Source organism: Mameliella sp. LZ-28 (genome assembly GCF_012274245.1).
In the GTDB taxonomy this organism is placed as follows: domain Bacteria; phylum Pseudomonadota; class Alphaproteobacteria; order Rhodobacterales; family Rhodobacteraceae; genus Antarctobacter; species Antarctobacter albus.
The window spans coordinates 93,187-114,261 of sequence record NZ_JAANYX010000034.1 but is presented as its reverse complement, the minus strand read 5'-3'; the positions used below and the strand labels follow the sequence as shown (position 1 = coordinate 114,261).

General features: G+C 64.7%; 21 protein-coding genes. 5 read left to right on the top strand and 16 right to left on the bottom strand.

Annotated features, from left to right (window positions below; genetic code table 11):
* Positions 1-19: 19 nt before the first annotated feature.
* Positions 20-895, bottom strand: coding sequence for a LysR substrate-binding domain-containing protein (locus tag G9Q80_RS20655; protein WP_074621199.1), 876 nt, complete (start codon positions 893-895; stop codon positions 20-22).
* Between the two features lie 99 nt (positions 896-994).
* On the opposite strand from G9Q80_RS20655, the gene G9Q80_RS20650 reads away from it, so the two are divergent.
* Positions 995-1,150, top strand: a complete 156-nt coding sequence (locus tag G9Q80_RS20650) for a hypothetical protein (protein WP_157903830.1) — start codon at positions 995-997, stop codon at positions 1,148-1,150.
* A gap of 423 nt (positions 1,151-1,573) precedes the next feature.
* On the opposite strand, the gene ccoP is transcribed toward G9Q80_RS20650, so the two are convergent.
* From ccoP to ccoN, 4 genes are read right to left on the bottom strand one after another with little or no spacing between them, the layout of a single operon-like run.
* Positions 1,574-2,461, bottom strand: a complete 888-nt coding sequence (ccoP, locus tag G9Q80_RS20645) for a cytochrome-c oxidase, cbb3-type subunit III (protein ID WP_043136454.1) — start codon at positions 2,459-2,461, stop codon at positions 1,574-1,576.
* Between the two features lie 13 nt (positions 2,462-2,474).
* Positions 2,475-2,672, bottom strand: a complete 198-nt coding sequence (locus G9Q80_RS20640; RefSeq protein ID WP_043136457.1) for a CcoQ/FixQ family Cbb3-type cytochrome c oxidase assembly chaperone — start codon at positions 2,670-2,672, stop codon at positions 2,475-2,477.
* Between the two features lie 12 nt (positions 2,673-2,684).
* Complete coding sequence (ccoO, locus tag G9Q80_RS20635; RefSeq protein ID WP_069209160.1) at positions 2,685-3,413, bottom strand: cytochrome-c oxidase, cbb3-type subunit II; 729 nt, start codon at positions 3,411-3,413, stop codon at positions 2,685-2,687.
* 12 nt (positions 3,414-3,425) lie between these two features.
* A complete protein-coding gene (gene ccoN / locus G9Q80_RS20630) occupies positions 3,426-5,036 on the bottom strand; it encodes a cytochrome-c oxidase, cbb3-type subunit I (RefSeq protein ID WP_043136462.1) in 1,611 nt (536 codons plus the stop codon).
* A 192-nt stretch (positions 5,037-5,228) separates the two neighbouring features.
* On the opposite strand from ccoN, the gene G9Q80_RS20625 reads away from it, so the two are divergent.
* Positions 5,229-6,068, top strand: coding sequence for a universal stress protein (locus G9Q80_RS20625; protein ID WP_069209158.1), 840 nt, complete (start codon positions 5,229-5,231; stop codon positions 6,066-6,068).
* A gap of 69 nt (positions 6,069-6,137) precedes the next feature.
* Here the strand turns inward: G9Q80_RS20625 and G9Q80_RS20620 are convergent, their stop codons facing one another.
* Positions 6,138-7,052: a PhzF family phenazine biosynthesis protein gene (locus G9Q80_RS20620; protein ID WP_232788208.1), complete on the bottom strand. Its 915-nt coding sequence runs from the start codon at positions 7,050-7,052 to the stop codon at positions 6,138-6,140.
* Complete coding sequence (gene fnrL, locus G9Q80_RS20615) at positions 7,045-7,794, bottom strand: transcriptional regulator FnrL (protein WP_043136467.1); 750 nt, start codon at positions 7,792-7,794, stop codon at positions 7,045-7,047. The genes G9Q80_RS20620 and fnrL overlap by 8 nt, the downstream gene beginning before the upstream one ends.
* 64 nt (positions 7,795-7,858) lie before the next feature.
* Here fnrL and hemN point away from each other — a divergent pair, with 64 nt between their 5' ends.
* Complete coding sequence (hemN, locus tag G9Q80_RS20610) at positions 7,859-9,214, top strand: oxygen-independent coproporphyrinogen III oxidase (RefSeq protein WP_088715270.1); 1,356 nt, start codon at positions 7,859-7,861, stop codon at positions 9,212-9,214.
* A gap of 6 nt (positions 9,215-9,220) precedes the next feature.
* Here hemN and G9Q80_RS20605 read toward each other — a convergent pair whose 3' ends face one another.
* The 5 genes from G9Q80_RS20605 to G9Q80_RS20585 form a co-directional block, all read right to left on the bottom strand.
* Positions 9,221-10,810 carry an ABC transporter ATP-binding protein gene (locus G9Q80_RS20605; RefSeq protein ID WP_088715271.1) on the bottom strand — a complete coding sequence of 530 codons (1,590 nt, stop codon included), beginning with the start codon at positions 10,808-10,810 and terminating at the stop codon, positions 9,221-9,223.
* The gene (locus tag G9Q80_RS20600) at positions 10,807-11,994 is read right to left on the bottom strand and encodes an ABC transporter permease (protein ID WP_083242252.1); all 1,188 of its coding nucleotides are present in this window, start codon (positions 11,992-11,994) and stop codon (positions 10,807-10,809) included. Before G9Q80_RS20600 ends, G9Q80_RS20605 begins: the two co-directional genes overlap by 4 nt.
* Positions 11,995-11,997: 3 nt before the next feature.
* Positions 11,998-13,086 carry a microcin C ABC transporter permease YejB gene (locus tag G9Q80_RS20595; protein WP_043136473.1) on the bottom strand — a complete coding sequence of 363 codons (1,089 nt, stop codon included), beginning with the start codon at positions 13,084-13,086 and terminating at the stop codon, positions 11,998-12,000.
* Between the two features lies 1 nt (position 13,087).
* Entirely contained in the window at positions 13,088-15,028 is a 1,941-nt protein-coding gene (locus tag G9Q80_RS20590; RefSeq protein ID WP_088669656.1) for an extracellular solute-binding protein, read from the bottom strand.
* Between the two features lie 223 nt (positions 15,029-15,251).
* Complete coding sequence (locus G9Q80_RS20585) at positions 15,252-15,764, bottom strand: c-type cytochrome (RefSeq protein WP_074621203.1); 513 nt, start codon at positions 15,762-15,764, stop codon at positions 15,252-15,254.
* 123 nt (positions 15,765-15,887) lie between these two features.
* Here G9Q80_RS20585 and G9Q80_RS20580 point away from each other — a divergent pair, with 123 nt between their 5' ends.
* Positions 15,888-16,721: a prephenate dehydratase gene (locus G9Q80_RS20580; protein WP_043136480.1), complete on the top strand. Its 834-nt coding sequence runs from the start codon at positions 15,888-15,890 to the stop codon at positions 16,719-16,721.
* A 249-nt stretch (positions 16,722-16,970) separates the two neighbouring features.
* On the opposite strand, the gene G9Q80_RS20575 is transcribed toward G9Q80_RS20580, so the two are convergent.
* Positions 16,971-17,426 carry a methylated-DNA--[protein]-cysteine S-methyltransferase gene (locus tag G9Q80_RS20575; RefSeq protein WP_088715272.1) on the bottom strand — a complete coding sequence of 152 codons (456 nt, stop codon included), beginning with the start codon at positions 17,424-17,426 and terminating at the stop codon, positions 16,971-16,973.
* Here G9Q80_RS20575 and G9Q80_RS20570 point away from each other — a divergent pair.
* Positions 17,362-18,579, top strand: a complete 1,218-nt coding sequence (locus G9Q80_RS20570) for an NAD(P)-dependent oxidoreductase (RefSeq protein ID WP_349237788.1) — start codon at positions 17,362-17,364, stop codon at positions 18,577-18,579. The two genes, G9Q80_RS20575 and G9Q80_RS20570, sit on opposite strands and share 65 nt — an antisense overlap.
* A gap of 30 nt (positions 18,580-18,609) precedes the next feature.
* Here G9Q80_RS20570 and rfbD read toward each other — a convergent pair whose 3' ends face one another.
* From rfbD to rfbC, 3 genes are read right to left on the bottom strand one after another with little or no spacing between them, the layout of a single operon-like run.
* Positions 18,610-19,455 carry a dTDP-4-dehydrorhamnose reductase gene (rfbD, locus tag G9Q80_RS20565; protein ID WP_088715274.1) on the bottom strand — a complete coding sequence of 282 codons (846 nt, stop codon included), beginning with the start codon at positions 19,453-19,455 and terminating at the stop codon, positions 18,610-18,612.
* Complete coding sequence (gene rfbB / locus G9Q80_RS20560; RefSeq protein WP_088715275.1) at positions 19,452-20,495, bottom strand: dTDP-glucose 4,6-dehydratase; 1,044 nt, start codon at positions 20,493-20,495, stop codon at positions 19,452-19,454. Before rfbB ends, rfbD begins: the two co-directional genes overlap by 4 nt.
* Positions 20,492-21,061, bottom strand: coding sequence for a dTDP-4-dehydrorhamnose 3,5-epimerase (rfbC, locus tag G9Q80_RS20555; protein ID WP_069209150.1), 570 nt, complete (start codon positions 21,059-21,061; stop codon positions 20,492-20,494). The genes rfbB and rfbC overlap by 4 nt, the downstream gene beginning before the upstream one ends.
* Between the last annotated feature and the right edge of the window lie 14 nt (positions 21,062-21,075).

Genomic DNA, 21,075 nt, shown 5'->3' with positions numbered 1-21,075 from the left:
CAATTTTTGAGTTTGTGACTCAGCTTTTGCCCGCCTCCCGGCGCAGCCAGGTCAGGAAGGCCTTGAGCGGGGGACGCGGCACGCCGGGGCGCGTGACGATGTGATAACCCTTTTTTCGCTTGTCTTCGAAGAGCTTGCGCAGACGCCCGGCGCGGACGTCGTTTTCCACGAAAACCCCTGCGACAATGGCGACGCCCTGTCCTGCGCGGGCGGCCTCCAGCATGTGGTTGCCCGGAAGGGCGGTGAAACCGCGCCCGGCGTCGCGGTCGACGCCGTGCTGGGCAAACCACTCTGTCGCCTCGTTGGTACCGAGCTCCTGGAGCCAGTGATAATCGCGCAGGTCGGCGGGTGACGTGATGTCGCGGGTGCCGACAAGGTCGGGCGCGGCGACCACCACGATGGGCGACCGGATCAGCAGATCCGATTCCAGCCCTGGCCAGTTGCCGTCGCCATAGCGCAGCGCCATGTCGATGCCGCCGGGTTCCAGCGGTTGCACCAGCGCCGAAGGGTCGATCATCAGGTTGATGTCCGGGTGCTTTTCCCGGAACCCGTTCAGCCGCGGCATCAGCCAGGCGGCGGCAAAGGTCGGCGTGACCGAGATCTGCAAGGGACGCGAGGCATCGGCGCCGGTCAGCGCCTCGACAGTCTGGGTGATCGACCCGAAGGCCTCGATCAGGCTGCGGCCCAGGGTCTCTCCCTCGTGGGTCAGGGCCAGCTTGCGCCCGGACCGGTCCAGCAAGGCAACGCCCAGGTGGCTTTCCAGCGCCCGCATCTGCTGGCTTATGGCAGCGTGGCTAACATTCAGTAACCCCCCGGCCGCGTTGACAGATCGCGTTTCCGTGTAGGCTGCAAAGGCGCGCAGGGCGGCCAGCGGGGGCAGGGAGGACCAGTTCATATGTAAGCCAGGGTTACACTGCGGATTTATTCCTGAGTCGCATGAGGCGGTCCCTTCCGTCAAGTTGAGGGCAGAACAGGACACGCAAAGGAGACCGAGATGTTCGGAATTTTCGCCAAGAGCTTTTTCACCGCCACCCGGAACGAGCCGCGGGCACCGCACCGCAACGCGCAGGACCTGCCCAAGCTGGGCTGGCTCGACGAGGACATGCCGTTTCGCAATCACGCCGGACGCCGGAGCGGGCGCGATGATTGACCCGATCGTCTATCGCCCCGACCTTTGGCGGGTGGTCACATTGCCGACCGGATGCAGCGCACCGCGCCCTGATGGTGGAGCGCCTGCGGGAACCTTGCCGGTGGATCGTCGGTGAGGGGAATGAAAAGGGCGCTGGTGTCCCAGGAAACGCGCGAACAGGACAGGACACCAGCGCCATGCCCGACCTTTCAGGCCGGGAAGACTGCGTCGGGTTGGTGTTCCCGACGACCTTGACCCGACAATAACAGGCCGTCGCACGGCAGCCTTGACTTGCATCAAACCGCCGGGCCTCCGCGCGGTTTTTTTGATGTCCAACAATGTTTTTTCGACATGCGGCGAGGGCGGAATAGCCAGACCCTGTGCATGAAAAAATCCCCCCGCCTTTCGGCGAGGGGATCGCTTTGTTTTACCTTGTGCGGGCGATTACTCTTCCGAGGCTTCCCCCCCGCCCAAGCCGTGCACATAGACCGACACGGCGCGGATTTCTGCCTCGGTCAGGTCGGCGCCACCCATCGGGGGCATCACGCCGAACCGCGAGTTGTAGACCGTCTGGTAAAGCGAGTCGAAGTCGCCGCCGTAGAGCCAGATCCGGTCGGTCAGGTTGGGCGCACCCTGGAACCGGTCGCCAGTGCCGTCTTCCATGTGGCAGCCCGAGCAGTTGATGTCGTAGACCTCGGCGCCCGCTTCTGCGGCGGCGGGATCACGCGGCTCCTGCCCGGACAGCTGCATGACGTAGTTGACGACCTGCACGACCTCTTCCTCGACCAGCAGTTCGTCCCGGCCAAAGGCGGGCATCTGCGACCAGCGGGCCATGTCGTCCACCTCGTTGCGGATGCCGTGGCTGACGGTCTCGTGGATCGCCTCGATGGAGCCACCCCAGAGCCAGTCGTCGTCCAGCAGGTTGGGATAGCCCTTGGCGCCCGCTGCGCCAGAGCCGTGGCACTGTGCGCACCAGGTGCGGAAGACCGCGCCGCCGGCGTTGTTGGCGTATTGCAGCAGTTCCTGGTCATCCGCGATGGCGGTCAGCTCGACCGAGGCGAGCTTGTCGTTGATCGGACCCAGTTCCGCCTCGTGGTCGGTGATGGCCTTTTCCACGTTGCCCCGCGTCGAGAAGCCCAAGAGCCCCGGGGTCGCCCCCGAAATGCCGGGCCAGGCGGGGTAAGCGATGGTATAGCCGATCGCCCAGACGATGCAGGCATAGAAGGTCCACAGCCACCACTTGGGAAGGGGCTTGTTGTATTCCTGGATGCCGTCCCACTCGTGGCCCGTCGTCTCGTAGTCGAGATCGTCGTTCTTCTTGTTGTTGCTCATTTTCCCGGCCTCCTCAGTTTGCGGCGGGTGTGTCGTCGCCCGAAGCGGGCGCGGGGCGGTTCTCGTGGCGGAACGGGATGTTGGCCGTGTCCGAGTGGACCTTTCCCGATCCGGGCCGGAAGGCCCAGATCACGATCCCCACGAAGAAGGCGAACATCGCCAGAAGTGCCCAGCTGTCGGCCAGTTGCCGAAGGAAGGAATAGGTTTCCATGTCGGTTCCTCCTCAGCGGCTTGCGTCGGGCGTGAAGGTCGAGAAGTCGACCAGCGTGCCCAGCATCTGGAGGTAGGCGATCAGCGCGTCCGCCTCCGAGACGCCTGGGGCGCCGTCAAAGTTCCGCACGTTCACGTTCTCGCCGTAGCGCTCCAGCAGGCCGTCGTAGTCGCTGTCCGGATCGGCCTGCGCCAGGAAGTCGGCCTGCGCAGCTTCGATCATCTCGTCGCTGTAGGGCACGCCCACCATGCGGTTGGTGCTCATCAGGTCGCCGATATAGGTGCCTTCGATCAGCTTGGCCTCGAGGAAGCCGTACTTGGGCATGACCGATTCCGGCACCACCGACTGCGGGTTGCGCAGGTGGTCGACGTGCCACTCGTCCGAGTAGCGGCCACCGACGCGCGCCAGGTCTGGCCCGGTCCGCTTCGATCCCCACTGGAACGGGTGGTCGTACTTGCTCTCGACCGCAAGGCTGTAGTGGCCATAGCGTTCGACCTCGTCCCGCATCGGGCGGATCATCTGGCTGTGGCAGACGTAGCAGCCCTCACGCAGGTAGACCTCGCGGCCCGCCAGTTCCAGCGGCGTGTAGGGGCGCATGCCTTCGACGTCCTCGATGGTGTTTTCGAGGTAGAAGAGCGGCACGATCTGCACCAGGCCCCCAATCGTCACCACGAGAAAGGCGAAGATGGCCAGCAGGGTGACGTTCTTTTCAAGGACGGCGTGTTTCTGAAGAATGCTCATGTCCGGTCCTCCTTATTCGGCCGGAGTGGCATGGGCCGTGGCGGCGCTGGCTTCGACAGCCGGTGCGCGTTTCACGGTCATCCACAGGTTGTAGCACATGATGAGGCCACCGGCGACGTAGAGCACGCCACCAAGGGCACGCACGACATACATCGGGAACTTGGCGCCCACGGTGTCGGCGAAGGAGTTCACGAGGAAACCGTTCGCATCGACTTCACGCCACATCAGGCCCTCCATGATGCCGGTCACCCACATCGAGGCGGCGTAGAGCACGATGCCGATGGTGGCGAGCCAGAAGTGCCAGGAGACCATGCTGAGCGAATACAGACGCTCGCGGTTCCACAGCTTGGGCACCAGGAAGTAGAGCGCGCCGAAGGTGATCATGCCGTTCCAGCCAAGCGCGCCGGAGTGGACGTGACCGATGGTCCAGTCGGTGTAGTGCGACAGCGAGTTCACCGCGCGGATCGACATCATCGGGCCTTCGAAGGTGGACATGCCGTAGAAGCCGACCGAGATCACCATCATCCGGATCACCGGGTCGGTGCGCAATTTGTCCCAAGCGCCCGACAGGGTCATCAGGCCGTTGATCATGCCACCCCAGGACGGCATCCACAGCACGACCGAGAACACCATGCCCAGGGTCGAGGCCCAGTCAGGCAGCGCGGTGTAGTGCAGGTGGTGCGGACCGGCCCAGATGTAGATGAAGATCAGAGCCCAGAAGTGGATGATCGACAGCTTGTAGCTGAACACCGGACGTTCGGCCTGTTTCGGGATGAAGTAATACATCATGCCCAGGAAGCCGGCGGTCAGGAAGAAGCCCACGGCGTTGTGGCCGTACCACCACTGCGTCATCGCGTCTTGCACGCCCGAGAAGACCTGCACCGACTTCGATCCCCAGATCGAGACCGGGATGGCCAGGTTGTTGAAGACGTGGAGCATCGCGACGGTCAGGATGAAGGACAGGTAGAACCAGTTGGCCACGTAGATGTGCGGCTCTTTGCGGCGGACGATGGTGCCGACGAAAACCGCAAGGTAGGCAAGCCAGACGATGGTCAGCAGCCAGTCGACGTACCATTCCGGCTCGGCGTATTCCTTGGCGTGGGTCGACCCCAGCACATAGCCGGTCGCGGCCAGAACGATCACCAGCTGATAGCCCCAGAACACGAACCAGGCCAGGTTGCCGCCCCAGAGGCGCGCGGCGCTGGTGCGCTGCACGACGTAGAAGGACGTCGCGATCAGCGCGTTGCCGCCAAAGGCAAAGATCACCGCGCTGGTGTGCAGCGGGCGCAGGCGGCCGAAGTTGAGGTAGCCCTGCGCCCAGTCAAAGTTCAGCGCGGGAAAGGCCAGCTGAGAGGCGATGAAAGTCCCGGCGATGAAACCGATCACGCCCCAGAAGGCGGTCGCGATGACGCCGAAGCGGACGACATCGTCCATGTATTCGTTTTGCGGAGCCGGTGCCGCCGGCTCGTCGGTGTGGCGCAGGACCCACAGAAACAGCCCGGCGGAGACCGCCAGGACAATGATCGCATGGATCAGGTAAGCCACATCTCGTGCGTAGTTGATTGCGATCATCGAGAATATCGCAATCAATCCAAGCACGATGAGCTTGAGATAATTCAACATTTTTCGTCCCTTCGTCTGACCCGCGCGATTCGTTGTCCGCAGGGGCGGTTTTAGACTGGGGACGTGTTAGCTATGTTCGCCGAAAGGCATCCTTGATCTGCATCAATGGATGGCCACGCTAACCTTGACGCGGGTCAAGGTGCGACGAAAGGCGCGGGGTTAGCCTCGGGCCACGCAGCGACGGAGACGCAAATGTCCTTCAAATCGATACTGACCGTGGTCACCGACCATGATCTCATGACCTCGACCCTTTCCCATGCCGCCACGGTGGCCAAGATCCATGACGCACATCTTGGCGCCTTGTGTCTTGGCGTGGATCGCACCCAGACGGGGTACTACTACGCCGGGGCCAACGCGATGGTCCTGCAGGAAACCCTGGAACGGGCCACCGCCGAGGCCGAGGCGCTGGCCACCGCCGCGCGCGGCGAGCTGGAAAAGACCGACACGCTGTGGAGCGTCGATCACGGCGTGGCACAGCTGGCCGACATCGGCCGGCATGTGGCCTCGCGGGCACGCTTCACCGACCTCGTGGTGCTGCCGCAGCCCTATGGCGAGGGCAAGGGCGTGGAACTGGAACCCGTCCTCGAAGGCGCGCTGTTCGAGGGCCAGGTGCCGGTCATGGTCGTGCCCGAGGATGTCGAGCCAGCGGCCAAGCCCAAGCGTATCGTGCTTGGCTGGAACGAAAGCAACGAGGCCCTGCGCGCGGTACGGTCCGCCATGCCCCTGCTGAAGCAGGCAGATACGGTGCATGTGGTGGTGATCGACCCGCCGAAACACGGTCCGAACCGGTCGGACCCGGGGGGGATGGTGTCGGAATTCCTTGCCCGCCATGGCGTCAAGGCAGAGGTCGACGTGCTGGCCAAGACGATGCCGCGCGTGTCCGATGTCCTGCTGCGGCATGTGTCGGACATCAGCGCCGACATGGTCGTGATGGGCGCCTATGGCCACTCGCGCTTCCGCGAGGCCATCCTGGGCGGCGCCACCCGCAACATGCTGGAACAGGCGGGTGTGTCGGTCTTCATGGCCCATTGATGCGGATGCCATGACCGGATCGGGGCCGTTCGTGTCGGGAGCACGGGCGGCCCCTTTTCGTGAGGGGGCTCAGGCGGCGGGTGGCACAAGTCGTCCCGAACTGACCGGCACCGCAGAGCCCTGGACATGGATGCTGTCCAGGGCGCCGCCGGTGGCCTGGATACGCAACCCGATTCGGCTGGGGCGGCCCATGTCGACCCCCTGTTCCAGCACCAACCGTGTTTCGCCTTCCGACAGCGCGCCCGAAGCCAGCAGTTGTGCCGCGAGGATGGCAGAGGCCGATCCGGTGGCCGGGTCCTCCGGGATGCCTTCTCCGGGGGCGAACATGCGTGCGGAGAAATCCGTCTCTTGCCCCGGCGCATAAAGGTAATGCGAGCCAAGGCCGGTCGCGGCGCATAGCGCCTCCCATGCGGCGCCATTGGGCCGCGCGGCGGCCAGGGCGGCGCGGTCGCGCACCGGGACGTACCCAAAGGCCGGTCCACCCTGCCAAAGGGCGGGGCGGTGCCCTTCAAATCCAATCTGCTCTGCCGAGAGGCCAAGCGCGGCGGCGATCGCTTTCCTGCTGGGCATCTCGCCGGTGTTGGCCGCGTGTGGCAGGACCGGCGCGCGGAACTCTGCTCCCAGGCGTCCGTCCCGGCGCCAGACTTGTACCGGAACCAGCCCGGCCACTTCTTCCAGCGTGATGCGGGTCTCGAAATCGCCTTCGGGTGCATCCTTCAGTGCAAGGTGGATGGCACAGCCAATGGTCGGATGCCCCGCAAAGGGGATCTCTGCCGTGGGAAAGAAGATCCGGACGCTGGCGGTGTGCGCCGGATCGGCGGGAGACCGGACAAAGATCGTCTCGGACAGGTTGAACTCGCGCGCGATGGTCTGCATCGCGGCATCGCTCAGCCCATCCGCATCCTCGACGACGGCCAGCGGATTGCCGGCATAGGCGGTTTCCGTGAAGACGTCGCAGGTGAAAAAGGGCAGTCCCTCAGACAAGCAGACCCCCGTCCGCGTCGTCCCCTGCCTCGTCCATCAGGCGGGACATGTCCGGCACGGTGACGTGGCGCTTGCCTTCCAGGTGGATCACGCCGTCCTTTTTCAGGGCCGAGATCTGGCGGCTCACGGTTTCCAGCGTCAGGCCCAGGTAATCGGCCATCGCCTCACGGGTCAGCGGCAGGTCAAAGACGATCGGGCCGGCGGCGGCACCGCGCTTGTTCAGGGTGGCGTCGCGGCGGGCAATGATCGACAACAGCGAGGCGATCTTCTCGCGCGCGGTCTTGCGCCCCAGAACCAGCATCCATTCGCGCGCGGCATCCAGTTCGTCCAGCGTCATCTCCAACAGGCGCTGGGCGATATGCGGCGTGCGTGTCATCAGGTCCTCGAAAGGGGACCGGCGGAAACAGCACATGACGACATCGGTCGTGGCCACCACGTCGTAGGCGGCGGTGTTGCGCCCGGGGCGGCCAACGAAATCGCTGGGCAGCAGTAGGCCCACCATCTGCGTGCGACCGTCTTCCATCGCCTGGCTCAGGGTTGCGATCCCGGACACGACGGACCCCACGAAATCCATGCGGTCGCCGGCCCAGATGATCGACTGTCCGGCCTCGAACTTGCGGTAATACTTGATCTGCTCAAGGCGCTCGAGTTCGTCGCTTTCGCATCGTGCACAGACCGCCCGGTGGCGGATCGGGCAATCGCCACAGTCGGGCGCGACACTCAAGCTTCGTTCATTCAGCATATCGCTTGCCTTATGTTGATCTGCGTCAAAGCCCGGCGCTTTTCCGTGCCCTAACCGTACGCTTATGGCGAACCGAACTCAACTCGCGCGGCTTGGACTCTTTGACGCCAAAGTGCCGCGATACACGTCTTATCCGACCTCACCGCATTTCGATGGCGACGTGGGGCCGGCGCGATTCGACGAGTGGATTCGCTCTGTTCCTGTAGATGGTAACATATCCCTATATTTGCATGTACCTTTTTGCCGCAGGTTGTGCTGGTTCTGTGCCTGTCGAACGCAGGGAACGTCGACATTAGGCCCAGTCGAAAGCTATGTGACCGTTCTGGAGCAGGAGCTGGAGCTCTTGCGCGGTGCCTTGCCGCAGGGGGTGCGCCTGTCGCGACTGCACTGGGGTGGTGGCACGCCGACCCTGCTGTCACCTGACCTGATGAAACGCCTGATCGCGGCGACCCGACGGGTCGCCGATTTTGCGGAGGGCTACGAGTTTTCCGTCGAAATCGACCCGAACGAGATCGACGCGGCGCGGCTGGACGCCCTTGCCGAAGGCGGCATGAACCGCGCCTCGATCGGGGTGCAGGATTTCGACCCGCAGATCCAGGGCGCGATCGGTCGCGAACAGGGCTATGACGTGACCCGTGCGGCGGTCGAGCTGATCCGCGCGCGTGGCGTCGCAAGCCTGAATGCCGACATCCTGTTCGGCCTGCCGCACCAGACCCGTGCCCGCATCACCGAAACCGTGCAAAAGCTGCTCAGCTTCGCGCCGGACCGCGTGGCGCTTTACGGCTATGCGCATGTGCCCTGGATGGCCAAGCGGCAGCAGATGCTGCCCTCGGACGCGCTGCCCACGCCACAAGAGCGGCTGGAGCTGTTCGATACGGCACGGCGCCTCTTCGTCTGGGATGGCTATGCAGAGATCGGCATCGACCATTTCGCCACCCGCGACGACGGGCTGGCCGTGGCACAGCGCAACGGCAGCCTGCGGCGGAATTTCCAGGGCTACACCGATGACACCTCGGATGTGCTGATCGGGCTGGGGGCGTCGTCGATCTCGAAGTTTCCGCAGGGGTTCGCCCAGAACGCGCCTGGCACGTCGAAGTACATCGCCGCGGTGAGGGACGGCCAATTCGCCACCGCGCGCGGCCATACCTTCAAGGGCGACGACCGTCTGCGCGCCCGCCTGATCGAGGCATTGATGTGCGATTTCCGCATCAATGCCGCCGAGATCCTGCGCGATTTCGCCATCTCGCGCGAGGCGCTGTTCACCCTGTTCCGTGAGGCCGACGCCCGGTTCGAGAACATGCTGGTCATCAGCGACGACGGGCTGTTCATCCCGCAGGAAATGCGGCCGCTGACCCGTATCATCGCGCGCGCCTTTGACGCCTACGACCTGTCAAAGGCAGGCCATTCCAGCGCGATCTGACGCGGCTCAGGCCGCGTCGAAGGCTGCGGCCAGCAACTCCCGGGTATAGTCCGTCTGCGGCGCCTCGAAGATCGCCTCGGCGGGGCCATATTCCACCACGTCGCCCTGTTTCATCACGATGACCTTGTGGCTCATCGCGCGCACCACCTTCAGGTCATGCGAAATGAACAGGTAGGCGAGGTCATACTTGCGCTGAAGGTTGCGAAGCAGGTTCACGATCTGCACCTGCACCGTCATGTCCAGTGCCGAGGTCGGTTCGTCCAGCACCACCAGCCGGGGCCGCAGCACCATGGCGCGGGCGATCGCGATGCGCTGGCGCTGCCCGCCCGAAAATTCGTGCGGGTAGCGGTGCATGGTCATCGGGTCCAGGCCAACCTCGGTCATGACCTCGGCCACCAGTTCGCGGTGGGGGCGCCCGTCCGGCGCGCCATGCACCTCCAGCCCCTCGGCGATGATCTGTTCGCAGGTCATCCGCGGGCTCAGCGAGCCGTAGGGGTCCTGGAAGACGATCTGCATTTCCGAGCGCAGCTTGCGCAGGCGCTTGGTCGACCAGGCGTTCACGTCCTGGCCGCGATAGGTGATACCGCCCTCGGACTTGATCAGCCGCATGATCGCCAGCGCCAGCGTTGTCTTGCCCGAGCCGCTTTCGCCCACGATGCCCACGGTTTCGCCGGCGCGCACCGCGATGGTCGCGTCGTTGACCGCCTTGACGTAGCCCACGGTGCGTTTCATCAGCCCGCGCTGGATCGGGAACCAGATCTTGAGGTTGTCGGTGCGGGCGATTTCCTCGGCGCCTTCGTCCACGGGGTCCGGTTTGCCGGTGCTTTCCGCCGACAGCAGCATCTGTGTATAGGGATGTTTCGGGGCGGCGAAGATTTCGGACGTCAGGCCCTGTTCGACGATCTCGCCATCCTTCATCACGCAGACCCGGTCGGCGATGCGCCGCACGATGCCAAGGTCATGGGTGATGAACAGCAGGCTCATGTCCTCCTCGGTCTTGAGGTTTCCCAAGAGGTCGAGGATCTGCGCCTGGATCGTCACGTCGAGCGCGGTGGTCGGCTCGTCCGCGATCAAGAGTTCCGGCCCGTTGGCCAGCGCCATCGCGATCATGACCCTCTGCCGTTGCCCGCCCGACAACTGGTGCGGATAGGACCCCAGCCGGCTTTCGGGGTCGCGGATGCCGACCTTGGTCAAGAGTTCGATGATCCGTTCGCGGGCCTTGGCGCCGGTCAGCCCCTGGTGCAGTTCCAGGCTCTCGCGGATCTGCTTTTCCAGCGTGTGCAGCGGGTTGAGCGAGGTCATCGGCTCCTGGAAGATAAAGCTGATGTCATTGCCGCGCACGTCGCGCAGGCGCTTGTCCGCGGCGCCGATCATCTCGGCCCCGTTGTAGAGGACCGAGCCTTCGACACGGGCGGAGTCCCCCAGCAGGGACACGGTCGACAAGGCGGTGACCGACTTGCCAGAGCCGGATTCGCCCACCAGCGCGACGGTTTCGCCCTTCTGGATATCAAAGGACACGCCCTTGACCGCCGGGATGGTCTGCCCATCCTGGCGGAAGCTGACCTTGAGGTCGCTGACCTGAAGCAATGCGCTCATGAGAAGGTTTTCCTGGGGTCGAATGCGTCGCGGACACCTTCGAAGATGAAGACCAGCAGCGACAGCATGATCGCGAAGACCGTGAAGGCGGTGAAGGCCAGCCAGGGCGCCTGCAGGTTCTGTTTCGCCTGCAGGGTCATTTCACCCAGCGACGGCGCGGAGGAGGGCAGGCCGAAGCCGAGGAAGTCGAGCCCCGCCAGCGTCGAGATCGTGCCGGTGACGATGAAGGGCATGAAGGTCAGCGTCGCCACCATCGCGTTGGGCAGCATGTGCCGGAACATGATGGTCCAGTTCGAGACTCCCAGGGCCTTGGCTGCGCGGACGTATTCCAGGTTGCGCGCACGCAGGAATTCCGCCCGCACCACGCCCACCAGCGCCGTCCAGCCAAAGAGGATGGTGAGAAAGACCAGCAACCAGAAACTTCGCCCCAGGATCGCGAAGAGGATGATGATGATATAAAGCGACGGTGTCGCCCCCCATATCTCGATCACCCGCTGAAAGATCAGGTCCAGCCAGCCGCCGAAATAGCCCTGTAGCGCCCCGGCCACGATGCCGATGACAGAGGCGCAAGCGGTGACGATCAGCGTGAACAGGATCGACAGGCGGAACCCGTAGATGACGCGCGCCAGCAGATCGCGCTTGCCCTTGTCGGTGCCCAGCCAGTTCTGCTCGTTCGGCGGCAGAGGCGCGGCGCCGCGCCGGTCCACGGGCGTGTCATAGCTGTAGGGGATCAGCGGCCAGAGGATCATCCCCTTGTGGAAATTGTCATCCGTCAGCACGCCGGCCTCGGCGTTCTCGATCAACCCGTCGGGATCGTCGAAACAGGCATCCAGCCCGCCGGTGATGATGAGGCAGCGCACCTCGGGGTCGCGATAGGCGGCCTCTGTCCGGAAATCGCCGCCGAACTGGGTTTCGGGGTAGAAGTTGAAGATCGGGGTAAAGGTCTCACCGCGATAGCGCACCATGATCGGCTTGTCGTTGGCGATGAACTCGGCAAAGAGCGACAGGCCGAAAAGGATCACGAAGATCCACAGCGACCAGAGGGCGCGGCGGTTGCGCTTGAAGTTGTTCCAGCGCCGCTGGTTCAGCGGCGACAGGGAAAACAACCCCTTTTTCGGCTCCGGCGGCACGGTGACGGCGGGCTGCGTGTCCGGGGTGGTCTCGGGCTGGGGATTCGCGACCATGTCTCAGCCCTCCCGCTTTTCGAAGTCGATGCGCGGATCGACGACCACATACATCAGGTCAGAGATCAGCCCGACGACAAGCCCGATCATCGAGGTGATGAAAAGCGTGCCGAAGATCACCGGGTAATCGCGCGCCACCGCCGCCTCGAAGCCAAGGCGTCCAAGGCCGTCGAGCGAAAAGATCGTCTCGATGATGATGGAGCCGCCGAAGAAGACGCCGATGAAGACGCCCGGCAGACCGGCGATGACGATCAGCATGGCGTTGCGGAAGACATGGCCATACAGAACGCGATCCTCCGACAGGCCCTTGGCGCGGGCGGTCATGACATAGTGCTTCTTGATCTCGTCGAGAAAGCTGTTCTTGGTCAGCAGAGTCAGCGTCGCAAAGGCAGAGATGGTCGAGGCGGTGATCGGCAGGGCGATGTGCCAGAAGTAGTCCGCGACCTTCATGAAGATGTTCAGGTCTTCCCAGTTGTCGGAGACCAGCCCGCGGATCGGGAAGATCTGCCAGTAGGAACCCCCGGCAAAAAGCACCAGCAGCAGGATCGCAAAGAGAAACCCGGGAATGGCATAGGCGACGATGATGATGCTGGAGGTCCAGGTGTCGAAACTGGTGCCGTCGCGGACGGCCTTGCGGATGCCCAGCGGGATCGAGATCAGGTAGGCCAGCAGGGTCGACCACAGCCCCAGCGAGATCGAGACCGGCATCTTTTCCAGCACCAGGTCGATCACGCCGATCGAACGGAAATAGCTCTCGCCGAAATCGAGGCGGATGTAATTCCACATCATGTTCAGGAAGCGTTCCAGCGGCGGTTTGTCGAAGCCGAACTGCCGTTCCAGGTCTGCGATGTATTCCGGTGGCAGGCCCCGGGCGCCCGCATAGGTTTCATCGCCCGGGGTCATGCTGCCGGCATCGGGGGAGTCCGAGCCGCCGGCAAAGCCGCCGAACACGTCGCCCTGGCCCTCGATCTGGGCAATGATCTGCTCGATCGGGCCGCCTGGCACGAATTGGACCAGCACGAAGTTGATGATCATGATCCCCAGCAGCGTGGGGATGATCAGCAGTATGCGTCGGAGAATGTAGGCTCCCATGTCAGTCCAGCTGACCTTCCGCCTTGAGCGCCGCTTCCTTCTCGGGGTTCACCCACCAGAAGCTCAGATAGCCCAGTCCGTAGGGCGGGATCTGTTCGGGGCGTTCGTACATGTCGTAGTAGGCGACCCAGTGGTCGGCGATATACCCGGTCGGGATCACGAAGAACTCGTAGCGCAGCGCGCGGTCCAGCGCCATCAGCGCGACGTCGGTATCCGCCTGGCTCTGGGCGTCGAAACTGGCCTCGATGATCGCGTCGACCAGCGGGCTGGCAAGGCCCGCGGGGTTGAACAGGCTGAACTCGGCCTCGCGCGATCCGTACATCTGCGTCAACCCGCCGCCGGTGGACAGGAAGGCGCCATAGCGGGTGGAGTAAAGCACGTCGTAATCGCGTTCACGGCGGCGCAGCGTGTATTGCGAGGGGTCGATCCGTTCAAAGGTTGCATCGACACCGATCTGGACGAGGTTGCGGACAAAGGACTCATGCATCGCCTCGACCGAGGGTTCGATATTGGTCGGGATCAGCATGTTGACCTTCAGCGTCTCGCCATCTGCATTGCGGCGGATGCCGTCGTCGCCCACTTCCCAGCCGGCCTCGGACAAGAGCCGCGAGGCCGCGCGCAGGTTGCCACGGTCGGGCAGGCGGGCAGGGTCGGAAGAGTGCATCACCCGCACCGGTTCTTCCAGAAGGTCCGCGGGCACGATGTCACCCAGGCTTTTGAGGAACTCCAGTTCCGCGCCCTCGGGCACGTCCTTGGCCTCGACCGGGGTGCCCTCGACGAATGAGCTGCGCGGGGAATACAGCCCGTAGAGCAGCGACTCGTTCGACCACTCGAAGTTGTAGGCAAGGGCAATAGCCTCGCGCACGCGCTTGTCCTGCAACTGCGGCTTGGCCAGGTTGAAGACGAACCCGGTCGGGTTCGGCGGGCTGCCGTCGGGGATTTCCTCCAGCTTGACGACGCCCTCGTCGACCTTGGGGAAGTTATAGGCGGTCGCCCATTGCTTGGGATCGCTTTCCACCTTGAAGGTATAGGTCCCGGCCTTGAACGCCTCGAAAGAGGCGGTCTGGTCGGCGAAATACTCGACCCGGATGCTGTCGTAATTGTAGCGGCCGGCGTTGTAGGGCAGGTCCTTGCCCCAGTAGTCGGGATCGCGTTCATAGACGATGTGACGGTTCACCTCGTAGGTTTCCAGCTTGTAGGGGCCGGACCCCAGCGCCACCTCCAGCCGCGGCTCGTCCAGGCGGCGGTTTTCCGGGTCGGCTTCGAACCATGCCTTTGAAAACACCGGGGTCGAGCCCACGGTCTCGATCCGCGACCGTTTGGTCAGCTCGGGGTTGAAGGTGAATTTCACTGTGTAAGTGTCCAGCGCCTCGGCGCTGGTGACCATGCGACCGACCGCCTGCGCGTAGGACGGAAGGCCCTGGGTGATGAACAGCTTGTGCGAATAGACCACGTCCTCGGCTGTGACAGGGGTGCCATCCCAGAACTTGGCGTCCTCACGCATGTGAAAGATCACCCAGTCGCGGCTTTCGGGGTATTCGATGCTCTCGCAGAGGATGCAGTAGTACTGGCCGACCGAATCCTCGACCGACTCGATCAGCTGGTCATACATCACCGTGGTCAGGGTGCCTGGGCGGCCCTTGCGCGAATAGGGGTTGAGGCTGTCGAAGGTGCCGGTGGCGCCGATCACCAGCTCGCCGCCCTTGGGGGCGTCCGGATTGACGAAATCGAAATGCGCATAGTCCGCCGGGTAGTCCAGGTTGCCGAAATAGGAATAGCCATGCGAGGTGACGATCTTTTCGTCTCCGTCCTGCGCCAGCGCGGCCACGCCCAGCAACGCCACGCCGATGGCAAGGGCCCCGGTGGCGACGAACCGAAGGTCCGGCAGGGCGCGGGCCCGGGTCGTGCTGCGGCGATGTGGTCGTTTGGCCTGGATCGTCATGGTCATCTCCCTGTCAACCGGCGGTTCGGCCCGGTAATTGAGCGGTATTCTTTGTTAATTCTAAGCTAAGTTTTCCGCGCGACCACATTCAAGACGAGATTACGGAAACGTCAACGCCTTAAGGGGGCTCCGCCACCGTGTCGGCGGCAGCCTGCGCGGCAATTGCGCATGAAAAAGGCCGCCCGGTCGGGGCGGCCCTTTGAAAGCGCGCGATGCGGTCGGATCAGCCGCCGGTCGTCTGCAGGTAGGCGATCAGGTTCACGCGATCCTCGGCCTTGGGCAGGCCGGCAAAACCCATCGCGGTGCCGGGTGCGAAGCCGCGCGGGTTTTCGAGGAAGTGGAACAGGTTTTCCGGCGTCCAGACGTCCGCCGCCTGTTCCAGGGCGCCCGAATAGCCAAAGCCTTCCACGGCATCCACCGCGCGTCCAACCACACCGTCGAGGTGCGGGCCGACGGCGTCGGAGCCGTCCAGCTTGTGGCAGGCGCGGCACTTGCCCCAGACGCGTTCGCCCTTGCCGGCGTCGGCCGAGGCCATCAGCGCGGCGAAATCAACCTCTTCCTCTTCGACGGGTTCGCCGTCTTCCACCTGGATCGCAAAGCCCGCGGCGTGTTCCTCGCCGCCGTGGCCGCCGCCGGTGTGGTACAGGCTCTCCGCAGCCCATTTGCCCATCAGGAAGATCAGCAAGGCGCCGCACAGGCCGCCGACGATCTTGGTAAAGGTCATGGTATCGAACATGGGAAGCCCTGTCTGCTTGGATCTCTGTCGGGCGCGTATCTATTGCTTTCCATCCCCTTGGGCAAGCGGTAGAAGGCGCGACCAATCGCCCGCGTGCGGCGGGATTTGCGACGAGGGCCACAGATGACACAGCGGATCGCCTTCCAGGGAGAGCTTGGCGCCTATTCCCACCAGGCCTGCACCGAGGCCCGTCCGGGCGCCGAGGTGCTGCCCTGCCGGAACTTCGAGGACGTGATTTCCGCGGTGCGCGAGGGCCGGGCGGACCTTGCCATGTTGCCGGTCGAGAATTCCACCTACGGGCGCGTCGCGGACATTCACCGGCTGCTGCCGGAATCGGGCCTGCGCATCGTCGACGAGGCCTTTGTGCGCGTGCACATCAGCCTCATGGCACTGCCCGGCGTGCAGATCGAGGAGCTGGAGCGGGTGCGCGCGCACCTGGTGCTCTTGCCGCAGGCGCAGAGTTTCCTGTCGAAATACGGCATCCAGGGAATCGCCGCGGCGGACAGCGCCGGGGCAGCCGCCGAGCTGGCCAAGGCGGAACTGCGCGATGAGGGCGTGCTGGCATCGGACCTCGCGGCCGAGATCTACGGGCTGCACATCCTGGCCCGCCACATCGAGGATCACGCCCACAACACCACGCGTTTCCTGTTGATGGCGCCGGAACCCGACATCTCGCGCCGGGGCAGCCACGGGATGATGACCACCTTCATCTTCCAGGTGCGCAACATCCCGGCTGCGCTCTACAAGGCGATGGGCGGTTTCGCGACCAACGGTGTCAACATGACCAAGCTGGAAAGCTACATGGTCAATGGCTCCTTCACCGCGACGCAATTCTATGCCGACATCGAGGGCCATCCCGAAGATCCCGGCGTCAAGCGCGCGCTCGAAGAGCTCGATTACTTCACCGACATGCTGGACATCCTGGGCGTCTATCCGCGCGACCCCAAGCGCGACTGATCCCGGCCCGTGGCTCAGACCGCGTGGGGCCGGTTGATGCTGGGGGCGGTTGCCGAGGGCTGGGCGGGATCACAAGCAGGATGATCCGGTTTCCAAGGGCAGACATCTTGTGACGTCAGGACATTCCGTCCAGGCCGGGGCGGATACACTCAAATCCGGGTTTATGCCGGGTCGGACAACCAAAAGCGTGTCGATCAGCATGGAAAGGCAGCCGTCACCAATTCTTTGGCGACGGATGGGGCTGCCCCGTCAGATCAGCAATCCGCCCGCCCCCTCGTGACGCAGCAGCCAGACCTTGGTCTCGACCCCGGTGCCGCCGGAAAACCCGCCCAGCCCGTCGCGGCCCAGCACGCGGTGGCAGGGGATGATCAGGGCAATCGGATTGCCGCCACAGCCGCGCCCCACTGCCTGTGGCGGCGCGCCAAGGGTGCGGGCGATGTCGCCATAGGTCAGGGTCTCGCCAAAGGGGATCGCGGCGATCTGTGCGCAAACCTGCTTCTGAAAGGGGCTTGCCGCCACCCGCAGGGGCAGGTCGAAGGTGGTCAGGCGCCCGTCGAAATAGGCGGCCACCTGGTCCGCCGCGCGTCGCAGCAAGGGTGTCGCGTCGCTTGCATCGCTCCGGGTCCAGGTGGCCCGGGTTATGGCGCCATCGGTTTCGGTGATCTCGAAGGGGCCGGTAGGGGTGTCGATGCAGGTCCGCGGCATCAGTCAGCCCAAACCCGGATCGCGGCGTGCCGCCGGCGCTGTGCCAAGGGGGCGAGGCCAGTCAGTGGGTTCTGCCGGGGGCTATTGCTGGGCGACGTCATGCCGAAACGCTAGGGGCCTGCGACGCGGCGCACAAGTTTCATGTCGCAAACGGTGCGGACCGGGCACAGGGTGTCGTCGCAGGCTGGCCGCAAACAGGGAGGAACGGATGCAGACGGGATTCATCGGACTGGGCGCGGTGGGCGCCAAGCTGGCAGGCAACCTGCTGCGCAACGGCGTCGGACTGACGGTATTCGACCTCGACGAGACGCGGCTGGCCGGGATGGTCGCCGCAGGGGCCGAGGCGGCGGCATCGGCGGCAGAGGTCATGACCCGCTGCGACGTGGTCATCACTTCCTTGCCCAGCCCCGCCGCCTCGGAGGCGGTTCTGGCCGAGATGCTGACCGAGATGGGGCCGGGCAAGACCTGGGTCGAGATGTCGACCACCGACCCGGCGGTGATCGTGGCCCAGGCGGCGCGGGTGGCCGAAACCGGCGCCGTCGCCATCGAGGCACCGGTTTCGGGCGGGTGCCACCGGGCGGCGACGGGCAATATCTCGGTCTTTTGCGGTGCGCCGCGCGACAGTTTCGAGGCGATTCTGCCGCTGTTGACGATTCTCGGGCGACAGGTGCTGCACACCGGCGAGGTCGGCACTGCCTCGCGCCTGAAGGTCATGACCAACTACCTGGCCACCGCCAACCTGCTGACGCTGTGCGAGGCCCTGGCGACGATGCAGGCGGCGGGGCTGGACATGGCCACGACCTATGAGGCAATCCGCATTTCCTCGGGCAATTCCTTTGTCCACGAGACCGAAAGCCAGCTGATCCTGTCCGGCAGCCGCGACGTGGACTTCGCGCTGGACCTGGTGATGAAGGATATCGGCCTGTTCCAGGCGCTGGCAGATGAGCATGGCGTGCCGCTGGAACTCTCGCCGCTGGTGATCTCGATGATCCGCGACGGTCAGCAGCGGATGGGCGACCGGGCCCAGTCCGACCGGATGATCGAGCGCCTGGAACACGCGGCGGGCCTGTCCGTACGGGCGCCAGGCTTTCCCGAGGTGCTGGTGGACGAAGAGCCGCCCGCGCGCGGCGCCGAGGTGGTGGTGCGGCGCTAGCCCGGGCGCAACGCGTGCGTTGGGCGCGGCCTAGAGACGACCGAGGCCCCGCAATACCTCGTCGAGATCCGCCTGCCAGTCCGGACGGCCCAGGTTGAAGGCCCGCGTAAGCGCCGTGTTGTCGAGACGCGAGTTGTGCGGGCGGGCCGCCGGGGTGGGGTAGGCGCTGCTGGGAATATCGGCCACTTCGGGCGTCAGCCCCGCACGGGCAAAGATCGCGCGGGCGAAATCGGCCCAACTGACATCCGGCCCGCCGGAAAGATGATAGGTGCCGGTCCTGTCCGGATGCTGACACAGCGCCTCTGCCGCGGTCAGGCAGACCCGCGCGATGGCGGCGGCAGAGGTGGGGCCGCCCACCTGGTCGGCGACGATACTCAGCCGCTGCCGTTCCGCGCCCAGCCGCAGCATCGTCTTGACGAAGTTGTTGCCATGCGCGGAAAAAACCCATGAGGTCCGCAGGATGGCATGGGGGCCGCCCGCCGCGCGGATGCCGGTTTCGCCGGCCAGTTTCGACCGGCCATAGGCATTGATCGGACGGGTGGGATCGTCCGGCGACCAGGGGCGGGTGCCCGACCCGTCAAAGACATAGTCGGTCGAGATATGGACCAGTGGGGTCCCGGTCTCGGCACAGGCGCGGGCCATCGCGGCGGGGGACGCGCCGTTGATCGTGGTGGCCAGCGGCTCTTCGTCCTCGGCCCGGTCGACCGCCGTGTAGGCGGCGGCGTTGATGACGACCCGGGGCTGTTGGCTGCGGATCGCTTCTGCGCAGGCCTCGGGGTCCGCCAGATCGGCTTGGTCGCGCCCCAAGGCGGTGACCTCTCCCAGGCGTTGCAACTCTGTCGCGACCTGTCCGGTCCGGCCGAAGATCAGGATCATGCGCCCACCCCCAGCCGCTCTCCCACCCCTTGCCGGGCCTGCAGGGCCCGCCACCACGGCTCGTTCGCAAGATACCAGTCGACGGTCTTTTCCAGCCCTTCCTCCACCGTCACCGAGGGCCGCCAGCCGAGTTCCTCGCGGATGCGTGTCGGGTCGATCGCATAGCGGGCGTCATGGCCGGGCCGGTCGGTGACGAAGGTGATCAGGTCGGCATGGGACCCGCTGTCGCGCGGGCGCTTCCGGTCGAGGATCGCGCAGAGCGTCTGCACCAGGTCCAGGTTCGTGCGCTCGTTCTCACCGCCGATGTTGTAGCTGCGGCCCACCGCGCCTTTTTGCACCACCAAGAGCAGCGCCTCTGCGTGGTCCTCGACATAAAGCCAGTCGCGCACGTTCGAGCCGTCGCCGTAAATCGGCAGCGGCTTGCCCGCAAGCGCGTTCAGGATCACCACCGGGATCAGCTTTTCCGGGAAATGAAACGGCCCGTAGTTGTTCGAGCAATTGGTCAGGACGACGGGCAGGCCGTAGGTTTCGTGCCAAGCGCGTACAAGGTGGTCCGACCCCGCCTTGGACGCCGAATAGGGCGAGCGCGGATCATAGGGTGTTTCCTCGGTGAACTGTCCTTCCGGCCCCAGAGAGCCAAAGACCTCGTCGGTGGAAATATGGTGAAAGCGGAAGTCCTCGGGCCGGCCCGCGCGGGTCCAGTAGGCGCGCGCCGCTTCCAGCAGGTGAAAGGTGCCCATGACATTGGTGTCGATGAAGGTGCCCGGCCCGTCGATCGAGCGGTCGACATGGCTTTCGGCGGCCAGGTGCATCACCGCGTCCGGGCGATGCTGCGCAAAGACCCGGTCCAGCGCGGCGCGGTCACGGATGTCCGCATGTTCAAAGGCATAGCCGGGATCGTCCGCGACCGAGGCCAGGTTGTCGAGACAGGCGGCATAGGTCAGCGCATCCAGGTTCACCACCTCGTGCCCTGCGGCAATCGCCTGCCGCACCACCGCCGAACCGATGAACCCGGCGCCGCCCGTGATCAGCAGTTTCATGCTGTGCCTTCCCATGCGAACGGGCTGTTGAGCTTGTTGAACACTGGCGCCGCGGCGTCCTTTTCGCTCAGGATCGGAGGCCCCTCCAGGCCCCAGTCGATGCCGATGGCCGGATCGTCGAAACGCACCGCACCTTCGCAGTCGGGGGCGTAGTAATCCGAACACTTGTAGATCACTTCGGTGTCGGGCGCGCGCGTGACGAACCCGTGCAGGAACCCACGTGGCACAAGAATTTGCCGTCCGTTCTCGGCACTCAGCTCCACCCCGATCCAGTTGCCATAGGTCGGAGAGCCCACCCGGATGTCCACCGCCACGTCGAACAACCGCCCGCGCCCGCAGCGCACCAGCTTGTCCTGGGCATGGGGCGGTGCCTGGAAATGCAGCCCGCGCAGGGTGCCGGCCTCGGCCGAGAGCGAGTGGTTGTCCTGCACAAAATCGAGGTCGATCCCGTGTTCGGCCATGCGCTTGCGGTTCCAGCTTTCGCTGAAATAGCCGCGCGCATCGCCAAACCGGCGCGGCGTCAGGATGAGCACACCAGGCAAGGCGGTGGCTTGAACGTCGAGCATAGGGCCCCCATCGG

Coding starts and splice junctions, on each gene's coding strand:
- G9Q80_RS20655 (WP_074621199.1), bottom strand. CDS start 895: ATGAACTGGTCCTCCCTGCCCCCGCTGGCCGCCCTGCGCGCCTTTGCA.
- G9Q80_RS20585 (WP_074621203.1), bottom strand. CDS start 15,764: ATGTTCGATACCATGACCTTTACCAAGATCGTCGGCGGCCTGTGCGGC.
- ccoO (WP_069209160.1), bottom strand. CDS start 3,413: ATGAGCATTCTTCAGAAACACGCCGTCCTTGAAAAGAACGTCACCCTG.
- G9Q80_RS20600 (WP_083242252.1), bottom strand. CDS start 11,994: ATGGTCGCGAATCCCCAGCCCGAGACCACCCCGGACACGCAGCCCGCC.
- ccoN (WP_043136462.1), bottom strand. CDS start 5,036: ATGTTGAATTATCTCAAGCTCATCGTGCTTGGATTGATTGCGATATTC.
- fnrL (WP_043136467.1), bottom strand. CDS start 7,794: ATGCTGAATGAACGAAGCTTGAGTGTCGCGCCCGACTGTGGCGATTGC.
- G9Q80_RS20570 (WP_349237788.1), top strand. CDS start 17,362: ATGGCGCCATCGGTTTCGGTGATCTCGAAGGGGCCGGTAGGGGTGTCG.
- G9Q80_RS20580 (WP_043136480.1), top strand. CDS start 15,888: ATGACACAGCGGATCGCCTTCCAGGGAGAGCTTGGCGCCTATTCCCAC.
- G9Q80_RS20605 (WP_088715271.1), bottom strand. CDS start 10,810: ATGAGCGCATTGCTTCAGGTCAGCGACCTCAAGGTCAGCTTCCGCCAG.
- G9Q80_RS20650 (WP_157903830.1), top strand. CDS start 995: ATGTTCGGAATTTTCGCCAAGAGCTTTTTCACCGCCACCCGGAACGAG.
- G9Q80_RS20640 (WP_043136457.1), bottom strand. CDS start 2,672: ATGGAAACCTATTCCTTCCTTCGGCAACTGGCCGACAGCTGGGCACTT.
- G9Q80_RS20590 (WP_088669656.1), bottom strand. CDS start 15,028: ATGACGATCCAGGCCAAACGACCACATCGCCGCAGCACGACCCGGGCC.
- rfbC (WP_069209150.1), bottom strand. CDS start 21,061: ATGCTCGACGTTCAAGCCACCGCCTTGCCTGGTGTGCTCATCCTGACG.
- ccoP (WP_043136454.1), bottom strand. CDS start 2,461: ATGAGCAACAACAAGAAGAACGACGATCTCGACTACGAGACGACGGGC.
- G9Q80_RS20625 (WP_069209158.1), top strand. CDS start 5,229: ATGTCCTTCAAATCGATACTGACCGTGGTCACCGACCATGATCTCATG.
- rfbD (WP_088715274.1), bottom strand. CDS start 19,455: ATGATCCTGATCTTCGGCCGGACCGGACAGGTCGCGACAGAGTTGCAA.
- G9Q80_RS20595 (WP_043136473.1), bottom strand. CDS start 13,086: ATGGGAGCCTACATTCTCCGACGCATACTGCTGATCATCCCCACGCTG.
- hemN (WP_088715270.1), top strand. CDS start 7,859: ATGGCGAACCGAACTCAACTCGCGCGGCTTGGACTCTTTGACGCCAAA.
- G9Q80_RS20575 (WP_088715272.1), bottom strand. CDS start 17,426: ATGCCGCGGACCTGCATCGACACCCCTACCGGCCCCTTCGAGATCACC.
- rfbB (WP_088715275.1), bottom strand. CDS start 20,495: ATGAAACTGCTGATCACGGGCGGCGCCGGGTTCATCGGTTCGGCGGTG.